The organism is Candidatus Paraluminiphilus aquimaris, from assembly GCF_026230195.1.
GTDB lineage: Bacteria > Pseudomonadota > Gammaproteobacteria > Pseudomonadales > Halieaceae > Luminiphilus > Luminiphilus aquimaris.
This window is the reverse complement of the sequence record NZ_CP036501.1, coordinates 370,927-387,636: the sequence shown is the minus strand read 5'-3', so window position 1 is coordinate 387,636 and position 16,710 is coordinate 370,927. Positions and strand designations below refer to the sequence as shown.

15 protein-coding genes are annotated in these 16,710 nt (G+C 53.4%); 7 read left to right on the top strand and 8 right to left on the bottom strand.

Annotated features, from left to right (window positions below; translation table 11 throughout):
- Nucleotides 1-69: 69 nt before the first annotated feature.
- The 4 genes from E0F26_RS01710 to E0F26_RS01695 all read right to left on the bottom strand — a co-directional run bounded on the left by E0F26_RS01710 (nt 70) and on the right by E0F26_RS01695 (nt 3,112).
- Complete coding sequence (locus E0F26_RS01710) at nt 70-594, bottom strand: retropepsin-like aspartic protease family protein (protein WP_279242320.1); 525 nt, start codon at nt 592-594, stop codon at nt 70-72.
- Nucleotides 595-640: 46 nt separating this feature from the next.
- A complete protein-coding gene (locus tag E0F26_RS01705) occupies nt 641-1,153 on the bottom strand; it encodes a nuclear transport factor 2 family protein (protein WP_279242319.1) in 513 nt (170 codons plus the stop codon).
- A gap of 120 nt (nt 1,154-1,273) precedes the next feature.
- On the bottom strand, nt 1,274-2,182 hold the full coding sequence (locus E0F26_RS01700; RefSeq protein WP_279242318.1) for an alpha/beta fold hydrolase: 909 nt from the start codon (nt 2,180-2,182) through the stop codon (nt 1,274-1,276).
- A 156-nt stretch (nt 2,183-2,338) separates the two neighbouring features.
- A complete protein-coding gene (locus E0F26_RS01695; RefSeq protein ID WP_279242317.1) occupies nt 2,339-3,112 on the bottom strand; it encodes an SDR family oxidoreductase in 774 nt (257 codons plus the stop codon).
- Between the two features lie 193 nt (nt 3,113-3,305).
- Here E0F26_RS01695 and E0F26_RS01690 point away from each other — a divergent pair, with 193 nt between their 5' ends.
- The 4 genes from E0F26_RS01690 (at nt 3,306) to E0F26_RS01675 (ending at nt 8,670) form a co-directional block, all read left to right on the top strand.
- Nucleotides 3,306-5,351 carry a glycoside hydrolase family 2 TIM barrel-domain containing protein gene (locus E0F26_RS01690; protein ID WP_279242316.1) on the top strand — a complete coding sequence of 682 codons (2,046 nt, stop codon included), beginning with the start codon at nt 3,306-3,308 and terminating at the stop codon, nt 5,349-5,351.
- 176 nt (nt 5,352-5,527) lie between these two features.
- Nucleotides 5,528-6,883: an alanine/glycine:cation symporter family protein gene (locus E0F26_RS01685; protein ID WP_279242315.1), complete on the top strand. Its 1,356-nt coding sequence runs from the start codon at nt 5,528-5,530 to the stop codon at nt 6,881-6,883.
- Nucleotides 6,884-6,965: 82 nt separating this feature from the next.
- Nucleotides 6,966-7,238 carry a hypothetical protein gene (locus tag E0F26_RS01680; RefSeq protein WP_279242314.1) on the top strand — a complete coding sequence of 91 codons (273 nt, stop codon included), beginning with the start codon at nt 6,966-6,968 and terminating at the stop codon, nt 7,236-7,238.
- Nucleotides 7,239-7,317: 79 nt separating this feature from the next.
- On the top strand, nt 7,318-8,670 hold the full coding sequence (locus tag E0F26_RS01675) for a serine hydrolase domain-containing protein (protein ID WP_279242313.1): 1,353 nt from the start codon (nt 7,318-7,320) through the stop codon (nt 8,668-8,670).
- Here E0F26_RS01675 and acuI read toward each other — a convergent pair.
- Nucleotides 8,647-9,630 (bottom strand): acrylyl-CoA reductase (NADPH), encoded by a 984-nt coding sequence (acuI, locus tag E0F26_RS01670; RefSeq protein WP_279242312.1) that lies wholly within the window; start codon nt 9,628-9,630, stop codon nt 8,647-8,649. The two genes, E0F26_RS01675 and acuI, sit on opposite strands and share 24 nt — an antisense overlap.
- 156 nt (nt 9,631-9,786) lie before the next feature.
- Between acuI and E0F26_RS01665 the strand changes: the two genes are divergently transcribed.
- Nucleotides 9,787-10,941 (top strand): alpha/beta hydrolase, encoded by a 1,155-nt coding sequence (locus tag E0F26_RS01665; RefSeq protein ID WP_279242311.1) that lies wholly within the window; start codon nt 9,787-9,789, stop codon nt 10,939-10,941.
- 6 nt (nt 10,942-10,947) lie between these two features.
- Here E0F26_RS01665 and E0F26_RS01660 read toward each other — a convergent pair whose 3' ends face one another.
- Nucleotides 10,948-11,649, bottom strand: coding sequence for a VOC family protein (locus tag E0F26_RS01660; RefSeq protein ID WP_279242310.1), 702 nt, complete (start codon nt 11,647-11,649; stop codon nt 10,948-10,950).
- Nucleotides 11,650-11,801: 152 nt separating this feature from the next.
- On the opposite strand from E0F26_RS01660, the gene E0F26_RS01655 reads away from it, so the two are divergent.
- Together E0F26_RS01655 and E0F26_RS01650 are read left to right on the top strand one after the other, a co-directional pair.
- Complete coding sequence (locus E0F26_RS01655) at nt 11,802-12,692, top strand: phytanoyl-CoA dioxygenase family protein (protein WP_279242309.1); 891 nt, start codon at nt 11,802-11,804, stop codon at nt 12,690-12,692.
- 95 nt (nt 12,693-12,787) lie between these two features.
- Nucleotides 12,788-13,141, top strand: a complete 354-nt coding sequence (locus tag E0F26_RS01650) for an EthD domain-containing protein (RefSeq protein ID WP_279242308.1) — start codon at nt 12,788-12,790, stop codon at nt 13,139-13,141.
- Between the two features lie 60 nt (nt 13,142-13,201).
- On the opposite strand, the gene E0F26_RS01645 is transcribed toward E0F26_RS01650, so the two are convergent.
- Both E0F26_RS01645 and E0F26_RS01640 read right to left on the bottom strand, forming a co-directional pair.
- Nucleotides 13,202-15,478, bottom strand: a complete 2,277-nt coding sequence (locus tag E0F26_RS01645) for an NADP-dependent malic enzyme (RefSeq protein WP_279242307.1) — start codon at nt 15,476-15,478, stop codon at nt 13,202-13,204.
- 373 nt (nt 15,479-15,851) lie between these two features.
- Entirely contained in the window at nt 15,852-16,631 is a 780-nt protein-coding gene (locus E0F26_RS01640) for an SDR family NAD(P)-dependent oxidoreductase (RefSeq protein WP_279242306.1), read from the bottom strand.
- Nucleotides 16,632-16,710: the final 79 nt, after the last annotated feature.

Sequence of the window (16,710 nt, the reverse complement as noted above, 5' to 3'; positions counted from 1 at the left end):
GGGCGTTTTTGTTTCCAACGTGCTGGTTTAAAAAGCGAAAACGCTAAAGCTTTGGCGGTGTTCATGATGCTAGCGAGTTGAATACTGGCGCAGAATTAAGGTGTCACCGCGCTGCGCAAACTCGATGTTTTTGAGGAAGCTCATCCCAAGTAGGATTTCTTCCCCCCTCAGCCCCGGCGCAATCGTTGCATCGACGTTTCGCACCGAGATGCCGCCTACGCTTACGGTATCGAGCGTTGTTAAATAAGAGGCGGCTATCCCATTTGCCGTTCGCGTGGCGATGCGTCGGCCTCTTTTCAAACCGAGCTCATTGGCCACCGCTGTGCCTATGGCGACACCTGTGGCACCCGTATCAAGCAAGAAGGTGACAGGACGGTCGTTAATGGTGCCTGCCGTAACGTAATGGCCTAGCCTGTTTCGCCGAAGGCGAACTTCGGTGGTATCAGCGTTTTGGCGTGTTTCAACACTGCGGTTAGGGTTGTACTGCGCTTCAAGTTGATCGCCGAAAAAAAGCACGCCCAACACCATGAAGCTCAGCCACGCTAGGGTTTGCATGATGACGTTGATGCGTCCTTGCTGGGCTCGTTTGCTCACGGTCTGAGACTCCGATATCGGTCAGTACTCCCGGCGCTCAGATGCTTCAATTGTCTGCACGCTGAGACTGCTTACCGACAGCCTCGGCAATGTCATTTGGGATCAAAAGCGTTAGTGAGTAATGAGCAATCTTCCACTCACCGTCGATTTGTTCGACAACTCCTGTGCCTCGGCAGTGCCCCAATTTCTCATTGAATAAAATTTCATCGAACCACCGCGTATCATCCTCACCTTCCCAGTTTCGCTCGATCACCGAATAGGTCCACCCATGACCGTCGGCAAAGGCCGGCGCGGCATAAGCCTTGAAGGCATCGATTCTCCAGCGCTCGCTCTTATCCGTCCCCATAAAGACTGCGTCTTGGGTGTAGCGCGCAAAATAGGTGTCGAAATTTCCCTCATGTGCGTCTCTGTGAAGGCCGTCAATGAGGGCGTCGAGATTTCCCTTAGCGCTCTCGTGAGACACGCTTTGGCCGGCGAATACCAGGAGCGGCATCAAGAGGGCGCAGCATAAGATAAAGCGTGATTTGGCTGATTGGTTGCGCATTTTAAGGTGTTTCATACGGGGCCCTTGGTCACATTATGGCTTCTCAATGGGGAGCTGTTGCATACGGCGCTATTGCACAGCCCGTATGTCGCACAGACCTCTCTATATTGGGAGCATAACCTTATGAGCAGGTGCTTAGGGCGAATGCACCTTATTTATGTGCTCGGACATAAGCCCAATGACCTGTGGGTGGAAGCTTTCAGGGAGGTTATGTCCCATTCCTTCAATCAGTACAAATTCAGCCCCCTCGATTTGCTCAGCTGTGTGCACACCGTGCTCGGGTGGAATGAGCGGATCTTCAGAGCCATGAATGACGAGGGTCGGTTTGCGAATGGTCTGAACTTGCTTTGTTCGATCGCCACTTGCGAAAACAGCCATCAGATGACGCTCCATCGACTCTGGATAAAAGCCGCGGTTTCGCATCGCATCTTCCCGGGAAGCCTCGGCATCACCGTCGGCGAGAGACCGAAGATTTCCCTCAGCCACTGATGTTGGTGGCGGCAGATGGGGCGCAAAGGTTGTCGACATGATCGACGTCAGGCTCTCTACGCGCTCTGGGTGTTGGGCCGCGAGTACTTGTGCAATCATCCCGCCCATAGAAACCCCCATGACGTGGACACGCTCGTACCCTATTGTATTGAGGACGGCGAGACTGTCTGCGGCCATGTCGCTCAAGGTGTAGGGAGCATCAACTGAAAAGCCAAGCTCATATTTGAGCAGTTGCCACCACAGAGTGGGCTTCCCCCAATCCGTGAACATTTCTGACCCGCCTGTGTCCCGGTTGTCGATAACAATGACTTCGAAACCTTCGAACTCCAGTGCCTGAATGAAGGCATCACCCCAGGCAGCCCCGGCGCCACCCAACCCCATGATGAGGAGTAGCTTTGGGTTATCGGCGCCGCGATTAAAAACTCGATAAGCGATCTCGGAGTCCCCCGATTCGGCAGAGCTCGCTGGCATGTGGTCAAAATAAAGCCGGGAATAATCGGCCTGCACTGATGTCGCGAGCAGGGCGAGAAAGATTGAGAAAATGATCTTATGCATCGGGGTGCCTTAACGTAGCCAGCGCGCATACTACTTTGGATTTACGCTAAAAAAAGCAGTTTTTTAGAAATGCCAAGGTTGAAAGTGAGTGCTAATGGAACACGGCTTCACTGAGCAAAACCCACCCTTTAACAGAAACAGCTTGCTGTCGACGCTTTAACTGGCGGTATAGCCACCGTCGACAACAAGCTCTGAGCCCGTCATAAATGAGCTGTCGTCTGAGAACAAGAACACGGCTGCCGCCGCGATTTGGTCAGGGTCCGCAAGCCCTAGTTTGGCACGCTCTGCAATTTGAGCTGAGAACTGTTCGCCCTCCTCGGGCTCCAGCGCGGCGATTGCGTTTTCAACGAGTGGCGTATCGGCAAATCCCGGATGGATTGAGTTCACGCGGACGCCAGTCTCTCGATCCGCAAGATCGAGCGCCATTGACTTGGTCATGGCCCTCACTCCACCTTTGGACGCTGAATAGGCAAGTACTTTAGGCGATGAAACCATTCCGTAGATTGAGGATACGTTGACGATGGCACCTCCCCCTGAGACAGCCATCAGCGGGGCACAAACCTTACATCCCAAAAACACACCAAGGAGGTTGATGTTGATCGTTTGCATGAAGCCCTCGACGGTCTCGGTTTCCAGATTACCGCTCGAGGCTATGCCCGCGTTGTTCATCACGTAGTGCAGCCCCTGTCCCTGGCTGGCGATGAGCTCAATAACTGATATCCATTCCGCCTCATTGACAACGTCAAGGTGTACATAGGTTGCGCCAATTTCCTCTGCGATCCGCTCGCCCAAAGCGTCTTGGATGTCAGTAATCCAAACTGTTGCACCGCCGGCGATCAGCCGTTTTGCGGTCGCAAGGCCTATGCCGGAGGCACCACCTGAAATGAGGGCAACTTTTTTGAGGAAAGGTTTGTGCGCGAGGTCTGTCATGTTATCGCTCTCTAGTTTTATTATGGGTCTCAGTCTTATCTTGCACCGGTTTGTGAGAGGGGGAAATAGGAATCTATTTCCCGGGGATCAAGGGGATAAGAATCCTCAGTTAAGGTGCGGTGTGGCGGTGTAACACTGTGCCGGTGTTTTTTGAGCATTGTTTTTTGAGCATTTAAGCAACGAGGGGCGTTCCGTGGTGAAGAGAATAGGGCGAAAGCAACTGTTATTTTTTGTGTGGATCGCCGGTGTTAGTTATCTGCTGCCGCTCTTCGGAAATGCGACTGAGGATGAATCACCTTTTGCGGTCGCAGCGCTTAGTGCGGCAGCCCCTAGTGAACACCTTCTGGGTTGGATTGATTCTCGGAAGGCTCAAAGTCTCAACGGCAGCTGGAAAATATTGGTGGATCCAATGCAGGTTGGAACCCCTGGCAGTCTGTTTGGTGGGTGGGCGACAACAAGGGTCCCCGAAAATGACTATCAGCTCCTCGAGTACAGCTACCCCTCTGCAGCCGACATACGGGTGCCGGGTGACTTTAATACGCAGGTTGATGAACTTCTATTTTACCGGGACATGGTTTGGTATCAGCGTTTTTTTGATGTCGAAATTGTCCCCGATAAGCGCTATCACCTCTGGTTTGGTGCCACCAATTTTGAAGCCACTGTATTTCTTAATGGGTCAGCGATCGTTCAGCAAAAAGGAGGGTATGTACCTTTCTCCGTCGATGTGACTGAGCATGTAAAAGCCGATCAAAATGACCTCGTGATTAGCGTGAATAACAGACTCAACGCGGAGACAATTCCCACTGGCCGGACTGATTGGTGGCCTTACGGGGGGCTGACGCGGGATGTGTTACTCATAGAGACATCCGAGGCATACATTACAAATGCGCAATTAGCTCAGGCCGAAACCGCGGGTCGGATCAATGGCCATGTGCGCACGTTTGGTATGCCCGAGGGAACGCCGGTTACCATCGAGATTCCAGGCGCGGCGGCAAAGCACATTGCCACGGTAGACGGCGACTCAATGGCGCATTTCTCCTTTGACGCTGAGATAAACCCTTGGTCTCCTGAAGCGCCAGTTCTCTATGACGTCCACGTGTCCGCGGGTGAGGATCTGATTTCAGATCGAATTGGATTTAGAACAATCGAGACCCAAGGCATGAGGATTTTGCTCAATGGTCAGCCAATTCGACTGAAAGGCATTTCGACACACGAGGAGCCAATTGGTCGAGATGGCGTCGCTTATTCCTACCAAGACATGATGACCCTGTTCACCGAGGCAAAGGCCTTGGGTGCCAACTTTATTCGAGCGGCCCATTACCCCTACTCGCGGCACGCGGCGCGGGTCGCCGATGAGTTGGGCTTACTCCTTTGGGAAGAGATACCCATATATTGGAATATTGCATTTGAGAATCCAGACACGCTGGGTATTGCGAGAGATCAGCTCTCGAGGCTTATTCAGCGCGATTGGAATCGAGCGAGTGTTATTGTCTGGTCGGTCGCCAATGAAACTGTCTATTCGAAGCCGAGAATGTTGTTTTTGGAGCGACTGATTACCGACGCTCGCGAGCTGGATGGAACGCGGCTCATATCCGCAGCCTTGTTAGGCGACACGCGGCGCGAATTGCAGTTTGTTACAGCCCACTTGGCGGCTTACGGTTTGACCTCAGATGTTCCGAGCGCAAGAGAGAAAAAGGTCTTTGAAAAAGTATTAGAGTCAGTTGGCGAGCAGGCGCCAGTGGTGGGAAGCGGTTTTGATCTCGTCATTACGGATCCGCTGGGTGAGTTAGTGGATTTGGTCAGTTACAACGAGTATTTCGGTTGGTATTACTCGCGCTTCATAGCCGATCAAACGGGTGTTAGCGAGCGCACAATCCGCAAGCTAATGTTGGCGTTTATACCTGAGATAAGGATCAGTTCAGCCTTCGACAAACCCATCGTTATCTCCGAATTCGGTGCAGGTGCGAAGGCAGGAAACCGTGGAGCAGGGGTTTGGACGGAGGACTATCAAGCCAATGTTTACCGCGCTCAGGTAAAAATGATTGCCAACAGTGAGGCGATTCAAGGTATCACCCCATGGATTCTTAAGGACTTCCGGGCGATGCTTCGGTCGTTGGGTGGTGTTCAGGACTACCGAAATAGAAAAGGTCTTATCGATGAGAACGGTCGCCGCAAAAAGGCCTTCTATGTCTTGCGGGACTTTTACGAGGGCCCGTGGAGTGGCGTGGCACCAAACTGATGGTAGGGTCTTCAACCTTTCGATACGCTTAGGCTAGGGCAGTGAAAGGGCTTCTGTCGGTTCTTCTTTGCAACGCTTAGGTGGTGTTTTGGATGCTGCTCGTAATCCCCGGAACGTTCTGCGCACAGTGCGTGTTTGTCGACTGATCACCCAACCTCATTGGAGTAAGAGAAAATATGTTTGATCGCCTAGAAGCTTGGTCCATTGCGTTTGCTGATGCCGTTTGGGGTTTACCCATGGTGGCACTTCTTTTAGGGGGCGGCGGTTTCTTCTTGATCGTTTCACGGGCAATGCCTTATCGCTACTTAGGCCACGCGTTTGCCGTGATGTCGGGGCGCTATGACACACCCGATGAAGAGGGCGAGTTGTCACACTTTCAGGCTTTGGCCGCGGCGCTGTCGAATACGATGGGCTTGGGGAATATCGCGGGCGTGGCCCTTGCAATCGTAGCCGGTGGGCCGGGCGCTGTTTTCTGGATGTGGATCTCTGCCATCGTTGGCATTGCAACGAAGTTTTTTACTTGCTCGCTAGGGGTTATGTACCGAGGTGTGGACAGTGCAGGCAATTTGCAGGGTGGCCCAATGTACGTCATCCGCGAAGCCCTACCGCGATCATTCTACCCACTCGCCGTGCTGTTTTCCGTTGCGGGTTTGATTGGAACACTTCCCATGTTCCAAGCGAATCAATTGACCGCGCTTGTCGGACAGACTGTATTTGATGGTGCGCCCCCCGCTTGGTCAGGTCTTGCAACAGGACTTGTCCTCGCGGTGTTAGTTGGAGTGGTGATATTCGGTGGACTGCCTCGTGTTGCGAAAGTGGCGGTGCGATCACTTCCGGCGATGGTGGTGGTTTATGTGACGATGACTTTGTATGTGGTGCTCACGCACATTACGGAAGTTCCGGCTTTACTGTGGCTGATTGTCTCTGAGGCCTTTAATCCCTCCGCTGTGGGTGGTGGCTTCGTCGGTATTATGTTGATTGGCGTAAGCCGCGGCGTTTTCTCCAACGAGGCGGGCGTTGGGACAGAGGTAATGGCTCACGGTGCGGCAAAGACAAACGAACCCATCAGAGAAGGCATGGTTGCCACCCTAGGCCCTATTTTTGACACCCTACTTATTTGTACCTGCACCGCGCTAGTCATTCTCTTGGCGGGAGAATGGCAGTCGCCGGGTAATCTCTCGGGCATCACGCTGACGGCGAATGCGGTTCAGAGCGAAATGGGTACGCCTGGGCTCTTGGCTTTAGCTTTTGTTGCCTTGATATTAAGCACGACGACGATGTTTACGGGTTGGTATTTTGGGGCGAAGTGTTTCGGGTTCTTGGCGGGCGCACAATGGCAGCCTTATTTTCGCTGGTTTTTTATTTCAGCGGTTATTTTTGGTGCCAGCGTCAGTGTCGATGTGGTCTTTAACTTGATCTCAGGCAGTTATGGCCTCATGGCGCTACCGACCATGGTCAGCACCCTCATTCTTGCTCCAAGGGTAATGGATGCAGCGCGAGATTATTTTTCTCGATTACAGTCGCAGAAATAGGGCGTAGCAAGGTTTTGCGCGGTCAGGAGGCGCTTGCTTTTCTACCAACCGCTACTGCAAAGTGGTACGGCGGGGGGAAGCAATGAGCGAATACATTAATTTACGGGGCGTTGTTTTGAAGCCATGGGTCGGGTCGTCAGTGCTGCTGAAGTGGCTGGGCTTAGGTCTGATGGTCGCAGGCACGCTTGGCTTCTTGAGCGATTTTGCATCACTGCTCGAGTCATCCCAAATGAGTACCCTGTTGGGAGTGAATGCGGAAATGCTGGTTGTTACCGGACTGCTACTGGTTGGTGTTGCCTATGTCATCGCGTTGGTTAACGAGATTTTCGATGCCAACCACACCATTGTCGATTGAATCCGCCTCAAAGTGATATACCCGCTCCTATGAATCCCTCGTCTTCGCTGCTTTGTCAGCACTGAGAAAGAGAAACCCCATGCGTCGAATTGCCCTTGCTCTTGGTTCACTGATCATTGCCGCCTTTTTTTGGGCATTACACAGCGCCGCAAGTATTGGCGTTGGTTATTCTGCCAAGCAGCTGTGTTCGGGTGTGTTTGTCAGCCAGCTGCCGGCTGAGTTCATATTGGAAAAAGATATTCTGCCCCGAATGGCGACTGTCGCCGGTATGGATCGGTTTGTTGACGCACACGTCGGAGAGCGAGAGGCAACCGTTAATATCCTCACGGCTTCCGCCACAGCACGTTACAAGGAGCGATATGGTTGTACGTTGCATGGTGATGCGCAAGCGTTGACCGAGTCAGAGGGGGGTGGGGACCGAATCCAGCCTGCGGTGCGGTACCGTTCTGACAATCCACTCATCGAGCAGGCCGTGGATGCGTTGTTTACGGAGTCAGATGAGGGTGGAAGAAACACGCTCGCGGTGCTCGTTATGCACAAGGGAGAAATCGTGACTGAGCGGTATGCCGCGCCTGTTGATTCGAGAACACGCCTGCAGGGTTGGTCGATGAATAAGAGTCTCATGGCCTCCTTCGTTGGGGTGCAAGTGGGGCGTGGACTAATGGACCTGTCCTGGCCTGTAAAAGCGCGTATGCAAGCACTCGGAGCAACGGCTGACGTGACTCAGAACGTCTCGGCCGATTTGACGCTCAAGCATTTAATGACTATGGCGAGTGGCCTTGATTTCGACGAGCGGTATCTGCCGGGCGATGATGTCACGCAGATGCTCTACGGGGGTGTTCCCATGTGGCAGGTGCCACTGGCTCAGGGTCAGCGAGTTGATCCCGGTGAAGAGTTTGTCTACTCAAGCGGCGATACGAATGTGGTGTCTTACCTTTGGCAGTCCACGCTCGATGACGAGCCCTACGTTGACTGGATTGATAGGGAGGTTAATCAGCGTTTAGGGTTGGATGATCCACTTCTTGAGCCGGATATCAGCGGTGTCCAAGTCGGCTCAAGCTTTGCCTACCTGACTGCGCGAGACTGGGCCCGCTTTGGGCAGTGGTGGCTCGACGCGTGGCACGGACGAGACGCACTCTTATCGCAAGAGTGGCAGCGTCTTGCGGTTACACCCTCTGAGACCGCTGATTTTTATGGTCTGAGCTTTTGGCTCAATACACGTTTATCTGATTACCCTGACTTACCCGCCAACACATTTCATGCTGGGGGTAACTCAGGTCAATTTGTCGTGGTCGTACCCGAGGCGGAACTCGTCATGGTTCGTCTTGGCTTGACACTCAATGAGTCAGCCGTTGGTTTAGCCCAGCCCTTTGCGTCGATTTACCAAGCGCTGAGTGCTCAAGCTGACCTAGCGGTTAACGTCGACCAGTAGACGACCGGTTATCTTCCCGGCGAGGACATCAGGGGCTACGTCGCAAACATCGGATAAGTCAATTTCGGTAACCATGGTTTCCAAGAGATCCAGGTTCATATCGCGCGCAAGGCGCGCCCACGCTGACAGGCGAGGCTCACTGGGCGCCATGACACTATCCACTCCGCGCAGGATGACACCACGAAGAATGAAGGGCATAACGGTTGCGGGAAGTGAAGCGCTTTCTGCTAAGCCGCAGGCGGTGACAACACCCCCGTAGCGGGTTTGGGCGCAGGCATTAGCCAATGTATTACCACCCACGGCATCGACGACCCCTGCCCACTGTTCCGCTTGGAGTGGCTTACCTGCCTCGGACAGCGTGTTTCTATCCACGATTGATGACGCGCCAAGTCGCTTGAGGTAGTCGGCGGCATCAGGCTTGCCTGTAGAGGCCGCGACAGAGAATCCTCTGGCAGCTAGTAACGCAACGGCGACACTTCCAACGCCACCACTGGCGCCAGTGACCAAAATGGCACCGTCGTCTGGTGTGACACCCTGAGCCTCGAGTGCGTCGACGCACAGTGCGGCCGTATAGCCCGCCGTGCCAATAGCCATGGCGTGGCGGGTCGTCATGCTCTGAGGGAGTTTTACTAGAAAGCTTCCAGGTACGCGGGCGTATTGCGCAAGACCACCCGAGTGCCCCTCACCCATGCCCCAACCATTCACCACCACTTTATCGCCGACAGACCAATTTGGATCGTCACTTTCTTCTACCGTGCCGGCCAGATCGATACCAGGAACCAGCGGATACGTTCGAACAATTGGCGCGGCGGCGGTCACGGCCAAGGCATCTTTATAGTTGATTGTGCTGTAATCGACCTTGATCAGGACACCGGAATCGGCGAGCGTGGAGTGATCGATTGCGGTGACATCGACGCTGTGAGTACCGTTCTCTTTTGTGGCGAGCAAAGCAGTGAACATATGGGTTACCTTGTGTAATCGGGTTTTATCATTGTGCAAATAGAGTACGTGAAATAGTCGGTAAAGCGATGACTTTTCCGCGCTGAATGCGCAAAGATTCGGGACTTTCTTGTCTTTCACCTCGGATGCTATGGTGAGGGAAAAGAGGCAAACCGCATGGCAGAAAAATTAATAAGAACGCCATTTCCGATTGTCACGGTTGAGAAATCAGCCTTTAAAGAGACTTACGGTGGTGCCGAGGATATCGTTACGGTGTTCTGCACGCTTATTCATACAACGGCACCCTCCGACACGTGTTTAGTCACTATGCACCCCATTGGAGGCACGGGCTGGCTACCCATTATGAGTCAGTTTGCACGGGCCGGATTACATGTACTCGCCTGTGACAGTCGATACCGCGGCGCAGACTACGCGCTGAATATGGAAAAGGTGACCGTCGATTTGGGCTCATGCATGCGTCACGCTCGAGAGACCCTCGGTTATAAAAACATTGTGCTGTTGGGCTGGAGTGGTGGTGGCTCACTGTCGGCCTTTTATCAAGCGCAGGCTGAAAATCCGACCGTGACGTCAAGCCCTTGCGGTGGTGGGCCGGATCTCACGAGAGAGAAATTGTTACCGGCTGATGCGGTGATTATGATGGCTGCGCATGTTTCTCGACATGGCACACTTACTGAGTGGATTGATCCATCCGTACTGGATGAGACCAACCCTGACCTGCGTGATCCCGCGCTCGACCTTTACGGCGTTGCGTGCTCGCCACCCTTTAGCGATGAGTTCCTCACGCGATATCGCGCGGCACAAATCGCCAGAAATAAAAAAATAACAGCATGGGTAAAATACAAATTGGATTCACTCGAGCAGGCGGGTCGGGTAAACGAGGAGTTCGCTTTCGTGACGCACGGTACGATGGCAGACCCTCGGTGGTTAGACCCGCTTGTCGATCCGAACGATCGTGTACCGGGCACGTGCTACCTTGGGGATCCTAGGGTTGTTAATAACGGACCGGTTGGTTTGGCGCGTTTTTGTACCCTTCGAAGCTGGTTGTCGCAATGGAGCCTCGATGATGCCAACGCCTGTGGGCCTTCGAGTCTGGCGCAGGTGTCCGTACCGGTTTTGGTGGTTGGGAATACGGCGGATGACGCCTGCACGCCCAGTCATACCAAGGCATTATTCGACGCGGTGTCGCATGAATCTAAAGCGAGAGTTGATATTAAGGGCGCGAATCATTACTACATGGGGCAGCCTGAACTCGCTAAAGAGGCAACCCAGCGTGTGATGGCGTGGCTGCGGGAATATAACTTCCCGGTCTAGCGGATTTTATTTCGACGCCTTGGGACTTGGCGGCTCACGGTCCTGCGGACGGGTTTTAAACTGTGAGTCTGGCATTTCGAGCATGGTCGGATAGGCGTCCTTGGGGTAGTGTAAGTGTGGCTTGTCAGCATCGAATTCAGGCTGCGTTACCGCGCCATCTTGTCCCTCAAACTGGGCCGGGCGCAGATAGGATTCCAGCTCCTCGGGCGAAATTCCAGCCAGGTTGACGACATCCTGATCGATCCAAGTTCCGGTGGAATCTAGTGGATGGGTGACTTGGTCACTGGTGGCCACTTCTAAGGTCAGGTTTTCGGGACCGGCGAAATAAATCGAGTGGCACAGTCCATGATCCAAGGGACCAAAAACAGGAACACCCCGTGAGCGAATGCGGTCGCGCATGTTCATCAGGTCGTCCAGGGTGTCAACGTTGAAAGCGATGTGCTGCATCGTGCCAGGTGCAGAGGAGCCAGCGCCCGTTCCCGCATGCGTTTGACCTATGACGGTCTCCTTCTCTTCATTGCCTGGAATGAATACAAACGAAAAAGACGCCTCACCCATGGCTAAAAAGGCATGCCATGCGTTGGGGACACCGTGCATCCAAAATAAGCCCTGTAATGACATACCGAGCACATCTGAGAAAAACGCGATTTGGGATTTCATATCAGTCGTCGAAATCGCCACATGGTGAACGGCGTTAGGTGTGGTCATAGTCTGCGCTCCTTTAATGACGTAAAGAGTCTGCCTAGTGCGGGGGAGCCAATCAATAGGGCGCTACCTCAGACACTATAGACACGTGAGGGTAGTCATTTACTATGGTCCTAGCGATCCCTAGAAAGAACCATCAAATAAGAGAGGGCAGCATGGCAACGATCGAACACCTAGCGGCAGGCGCCACAACGGATGCAATCGTTGAGATTATTGAGCGCGATGGCGCTGTCATTATCGACGGCCTCATGGCGCGAGCACAGGTCGATCAACTCAATACTGACTTGGCGCCTTTTTTATCCAAAGAAGTCTTTGGGCGAGATGAGTTCACTGGCTATAAAACGCAGCGGATTGGTGCCTTGATTGCACGATCTGAGGCATGCCAGGCGGTTGCCCTTGACCCTCTAATGCTGGCCTCTGCGCGTCAATATCTACAGCCATTTTGTGACGATATTCAGTTGCATTTTACATCCGCGGTGGCCATCGCACCGGGTGAAAGTGCTCAGATTTTGCATCGAGATCGCGGAATTTGGGGTGGTTATCTGCCACGAAAAGTAGAGCCTTTATTCAGTACTATTTGGGCCATCACGCCATTTACCAAGGCCAATGGAGCCACCCAAGTGGTACCCGGGTCACAGCACTGGGATAAGGGTCGATCACCCGAGCCCCATGAAATTGCCTATGCAGAGATGGCCCCCGGTTCAGTGCTCTGTTACACGGGTACCGTGCTTCACGGCGGGGGCGCTAATGACACAACGGACCAGGTGCGCACCGGTGTCTTTATGCATTACGCCTTGAGTTGGTTGCGACAGGAAGAGAATCAGTACCTTTCCTGCCCACCCCACCACGCCGCAAAATTGAGTCCGGAGTTGCGTGCGCTTATCGGCTACGCAAAGGGCGGCTACGTGCTGGGCTTTTACTCGGATCCCGATGACGAGTCAGCGCGCCGCGAGTCGGTTAGTCCAGAAAATATGTTCAGTCAGCGCGCAGAGCAGTTCGGGACAATCGAGGGTGCCGATCACCTCATAGCGCAGTCCATGAAGTGATTTCTGCGGCGCTCAACCGTCGATATTTTCGTACAGTTTTAGGTGTTGGTCGCCTCAGAATGGAAACGGTTTAGGCTGCCCCGGGAGCAAAGAGCATGATTAAAGTTGTGACACTGCTGTTTAAAAAACCCGAATTGACGACGGACGCATTTCGCGATTACTACGAAACGCATCACTCTAAGTTGGGTGAAAAGTACTTGGCTTCTCACGCTACAAAGTACGTTCGTCGATATCCAATATTGGCCGGAGATGGGGCGGAAGATCCCGAATTCGACGTCATGATGGAGGTCTGGTTCGAAAACTACCGAGCAATGGAGGCGGCAATGGGCGACATGACAACGGACGCGGCTCAGGCGGAGTTGTCGGCAGATGAGGAGCGGCTATTTGATCGCGACCGAACCCAGAGCTTTATCGTCGACGAGTATGAATCGACCCTGAAGCCCGCATAACAGGATTCACACTGCTTTGCCGCCTGCGACAGGCGGCATGAAGCCGCTCACAATCTCCTCTTAGTTTTGCTTGGCTATAATCTCTGCCGCCGCCAGTGCACTGACATTGAAAATGGCACGAGGCGTGGCCGAGTTCACCATGATATGCGCGGGTCGCTTGAGTCCTGACATGTAGGGACCAATGAGCAGACCATTCGCTTTTTGGCGTAAAAGGCCGAGCGCAATGTTGGCGGCGTCGAGTCCGGGGAAGACGAGCAAATTGGCCTTGCCCTGAAGCTGGCTGTCGTCAAAGATTGTCTGGCGGTATGCCGAATCGAGTGCCGTCAGCGAGTGCATCTCTCCGTCGATCTCAACGTCGGGGAACCGCTCACGCAAGATCTCACTCGCCAGGCGCATTTTGCGAGCTGAAGGTGCGTTCGACGATCCAAAGTTCGAGTGGGAGAGGAGTGCCACTTTCGGTGTGATACCAAACTGGCGGACCTGCTCAATGCCGAGCAGTGTCTTAGACACAATTTGATCAACTGTTGGGTCTAAGTCGATAAAACAGTCGGTTAAAAACAGGGGACCATCATCGAATAACAGCGTTGTTAGAGTCGACGCTCTCACGTCTGTCCCTTGGGTCCCAATCACTGAGCGCAGTGTTTGAAAGTGATCAGTAAAGCGACCAACCTTACCGCAGATCATGCCATCTGCGTCACCATTACGAAGCGCCATGGCCGCAATAACCGTGCTGTCGGTGCGAAGGAGAACGCTACTGCGCTCCACCGAAACGCCACTGCGTCCCGCTATCTGGTGGTAGTCCCGTGAGTACTCTTCATATTTGTCATAACTTCGTGGGTTGATGACATCAACGTCTTCTCCCAAACGAATGCGCAAACCGAGATCCTCGATAATCTCATTCAGCGCAGAGGGTCGTCCGACGAGGATAGGGCGAGCAATGGCTTCATCGACCACCGTTTGAACGGCGCGAATGACTGTTTCGTTCTCCGCATCGGAGTAGACGAGTTTCAGTCCACTGTTGGCGGCTGCATTGATAACGGGCTGCATAAACATGCCCGATCGGTTCACGTGCTTGCTCAGCGTTCGGCGGTAGGCATCCATATCCTCGATAGGTCGACTGGCCACACCTGTTCGCATGGCCGCCTCGACGACGGCAACGGGAACACGTTCGAAGAGTCGCGGGTCGAAGGGTTTTGGAATAATGTAATCAGGGCCAAATTTCAGCGACTGCCCGTCGTAGGCGAGTGCGACTTCTTCTGAGGCCTCTTGCTGTGCAAGGTCGACGAGTCCGTAGGCGCAGGCAATCTTCATTTCGTCGTTAATGGTGGTCGCGCCGCAATCGAGGGCGCCGCGAAATAGGAACGGGAAGCAAAGGACGTTGTTTACCTGATTTGGGAAATCCGATCTTCCGGTACCGATGATGGCATCGGGCCGCGCCTCGCGCGTGAGGTCAGGGTGTATCTCTGGGTTGGGATTAGCCATCGCGAGAATGAGCGGATTGGGTGCCATCTGCTTAACCATCTCTTGGGTTACACAGTCACCCGTCGATAAGCCGAAGAAAATGTCCGCGCCTTCCATGGCCTCGGCCAAGGTTCGCTTATCAGTCTGTCGCGCGTAACGCGCTTTAAATTCATTCATGCCCTCCTGACGGCCCTCATAAATGAGGCCCTTACTGTCACACATGAAGACGTTTTCGCGCTTCAGACCAAGGCTCACGATGAGGTCCGCGCAAGACATGCTCGCTGAGCCCGCACCTGAGATAACGAGTTTGACCTCTTCCATCTTTTTGTTGGTGAGCTTGAGCCAGGAGATCACGGCCGCGGTCGATACTACGGCGGTCCCATGTTGGTCGTCGTGAAACACAGGGATGTTCATCCGCTCGCGAAGTTGCCGCTCGACGTAGAAACACTCAGGGGCCTTGATGTCTTCGAGTACGATGCCGCCGAACGTGGGTTCCAACGAGGCGATAATATTAACGAGCTTCTCGGGATCGGTTTCGTCGATTTCTAAATCGAAGGTGTCGATGTCTGAGAATTTCTTCATCAACACCGCCTTGCCTTCCATCACTGGCTTGGATGCAAGTGCGCCGATCGCACCGAGTCCCAATACGGCGGTACCGTTACTGATAACCGCTACTAAGTTGCCGCGGGCGGTAACCTTTGATGCGTTTAATGGGTCTTCGACTATGTACTCACAGGCGTGCGCAACACCCGGCGAATAGGCCATTGAAAGGTCGGCTTGTGTCTCAAGAGGTGTGGTTGCTCTTACCTCTAGCTTCCCCGGTTTTCCCTCAATGTGATAGTTGAGCGATTCCTCTTTAAACGTGGGCTTATCCATCCCGAACTCCGATATATGAGTGATAACTGGTGCGACAACGAGGGTTGTCTGCGCGCCGCGCCGCTCTGGGTGGCAGCGTTAACGCATAATATCTTTATGTTGTTAAGTGAAACACGAATCACCACAGCTAAATGAGCGGACCGGTGATTCTGTGACTTATTGCGTTAAATAGTACGGGCTTAGACCGCAAATGGCCGTTTCCTGACGGAGAAAATTCGGGTGTTTTTCTGGTTATTTTTACCAATACCCGCAGAAACCCAGTAGATGACCGGATTTATGGGCACTCAATGAAAAAAAAGCCCTCAGCGTTTATGGCCAAGGGCTTTTCAAATAACAGCGATTCACGCGGGATGAATCCCGGTGATATACCGACTTATTTGGGTGGCATACGGATGCCGCCATCCAATCGAATCACTTCCGCGTTCATGTAAGGGTTAGTGATGCAGTCCATGACAGCAAAGGCTAACTCTTCAGCGGAGCCCAGACGCTTGGGAAAAAGAACGGATTTACCAAGGTGTGCTTTAAACGCCTCCGATTCTGGGCCCTCGCCATAAATGGGTGTATCGATCAGGCCCGGTGCTACCGTATTCACACGAACGCCAACCGCAGCAAGGTCGCGTGCGATGGGGAGTGCCATACCAACAACACCCGCTTTAGAGGCCGAATAAGCACATTGCCCGATTTGGCCATCAAAAGCGGCTGCTGAAGCGAGGTTTACAATCGCACCGCGCCCACCGTCATCATCGAGTGGCTCGTTCTTTGACATTTCAGCCGCCGCACGGCTCAGCATGTTAAAGGTCCCGATTAGGTTTACCTTGATGACAAAGCTGAACTTATCAAGTGGGAAGGGCTCACCGTCGCGACTCACTGTGCGACCGGCTGCGCCGAGGCCCGCTGAATTCACACAGGCACGCAATGGACCCATCTCCGCTGCAGCGGCAATGGCTGCGTCGGCGTCTTCGATGCTGGAGACATCGCACTTAACAAACTTACCACCGATTTCGTCAGCGACTTTTGTGCCGCGCTCTTCGTTAAGGTCGGCAACAACAACTTTTGAGCCGAGCTCTGCCAATTGTCGCGCGCAAGCCTCTCCAATTCCCGAGGCGCCCCCGGTTACGATGGAAGAGCTTCCTTCTAAATTTACTCGCGGCATACCGCTTCTCCTTATAGTGTGCTTAACAGTGTGATCTTGTATTTTTCTGAGTGATGACACTCATTTTTTAGTACCCCGC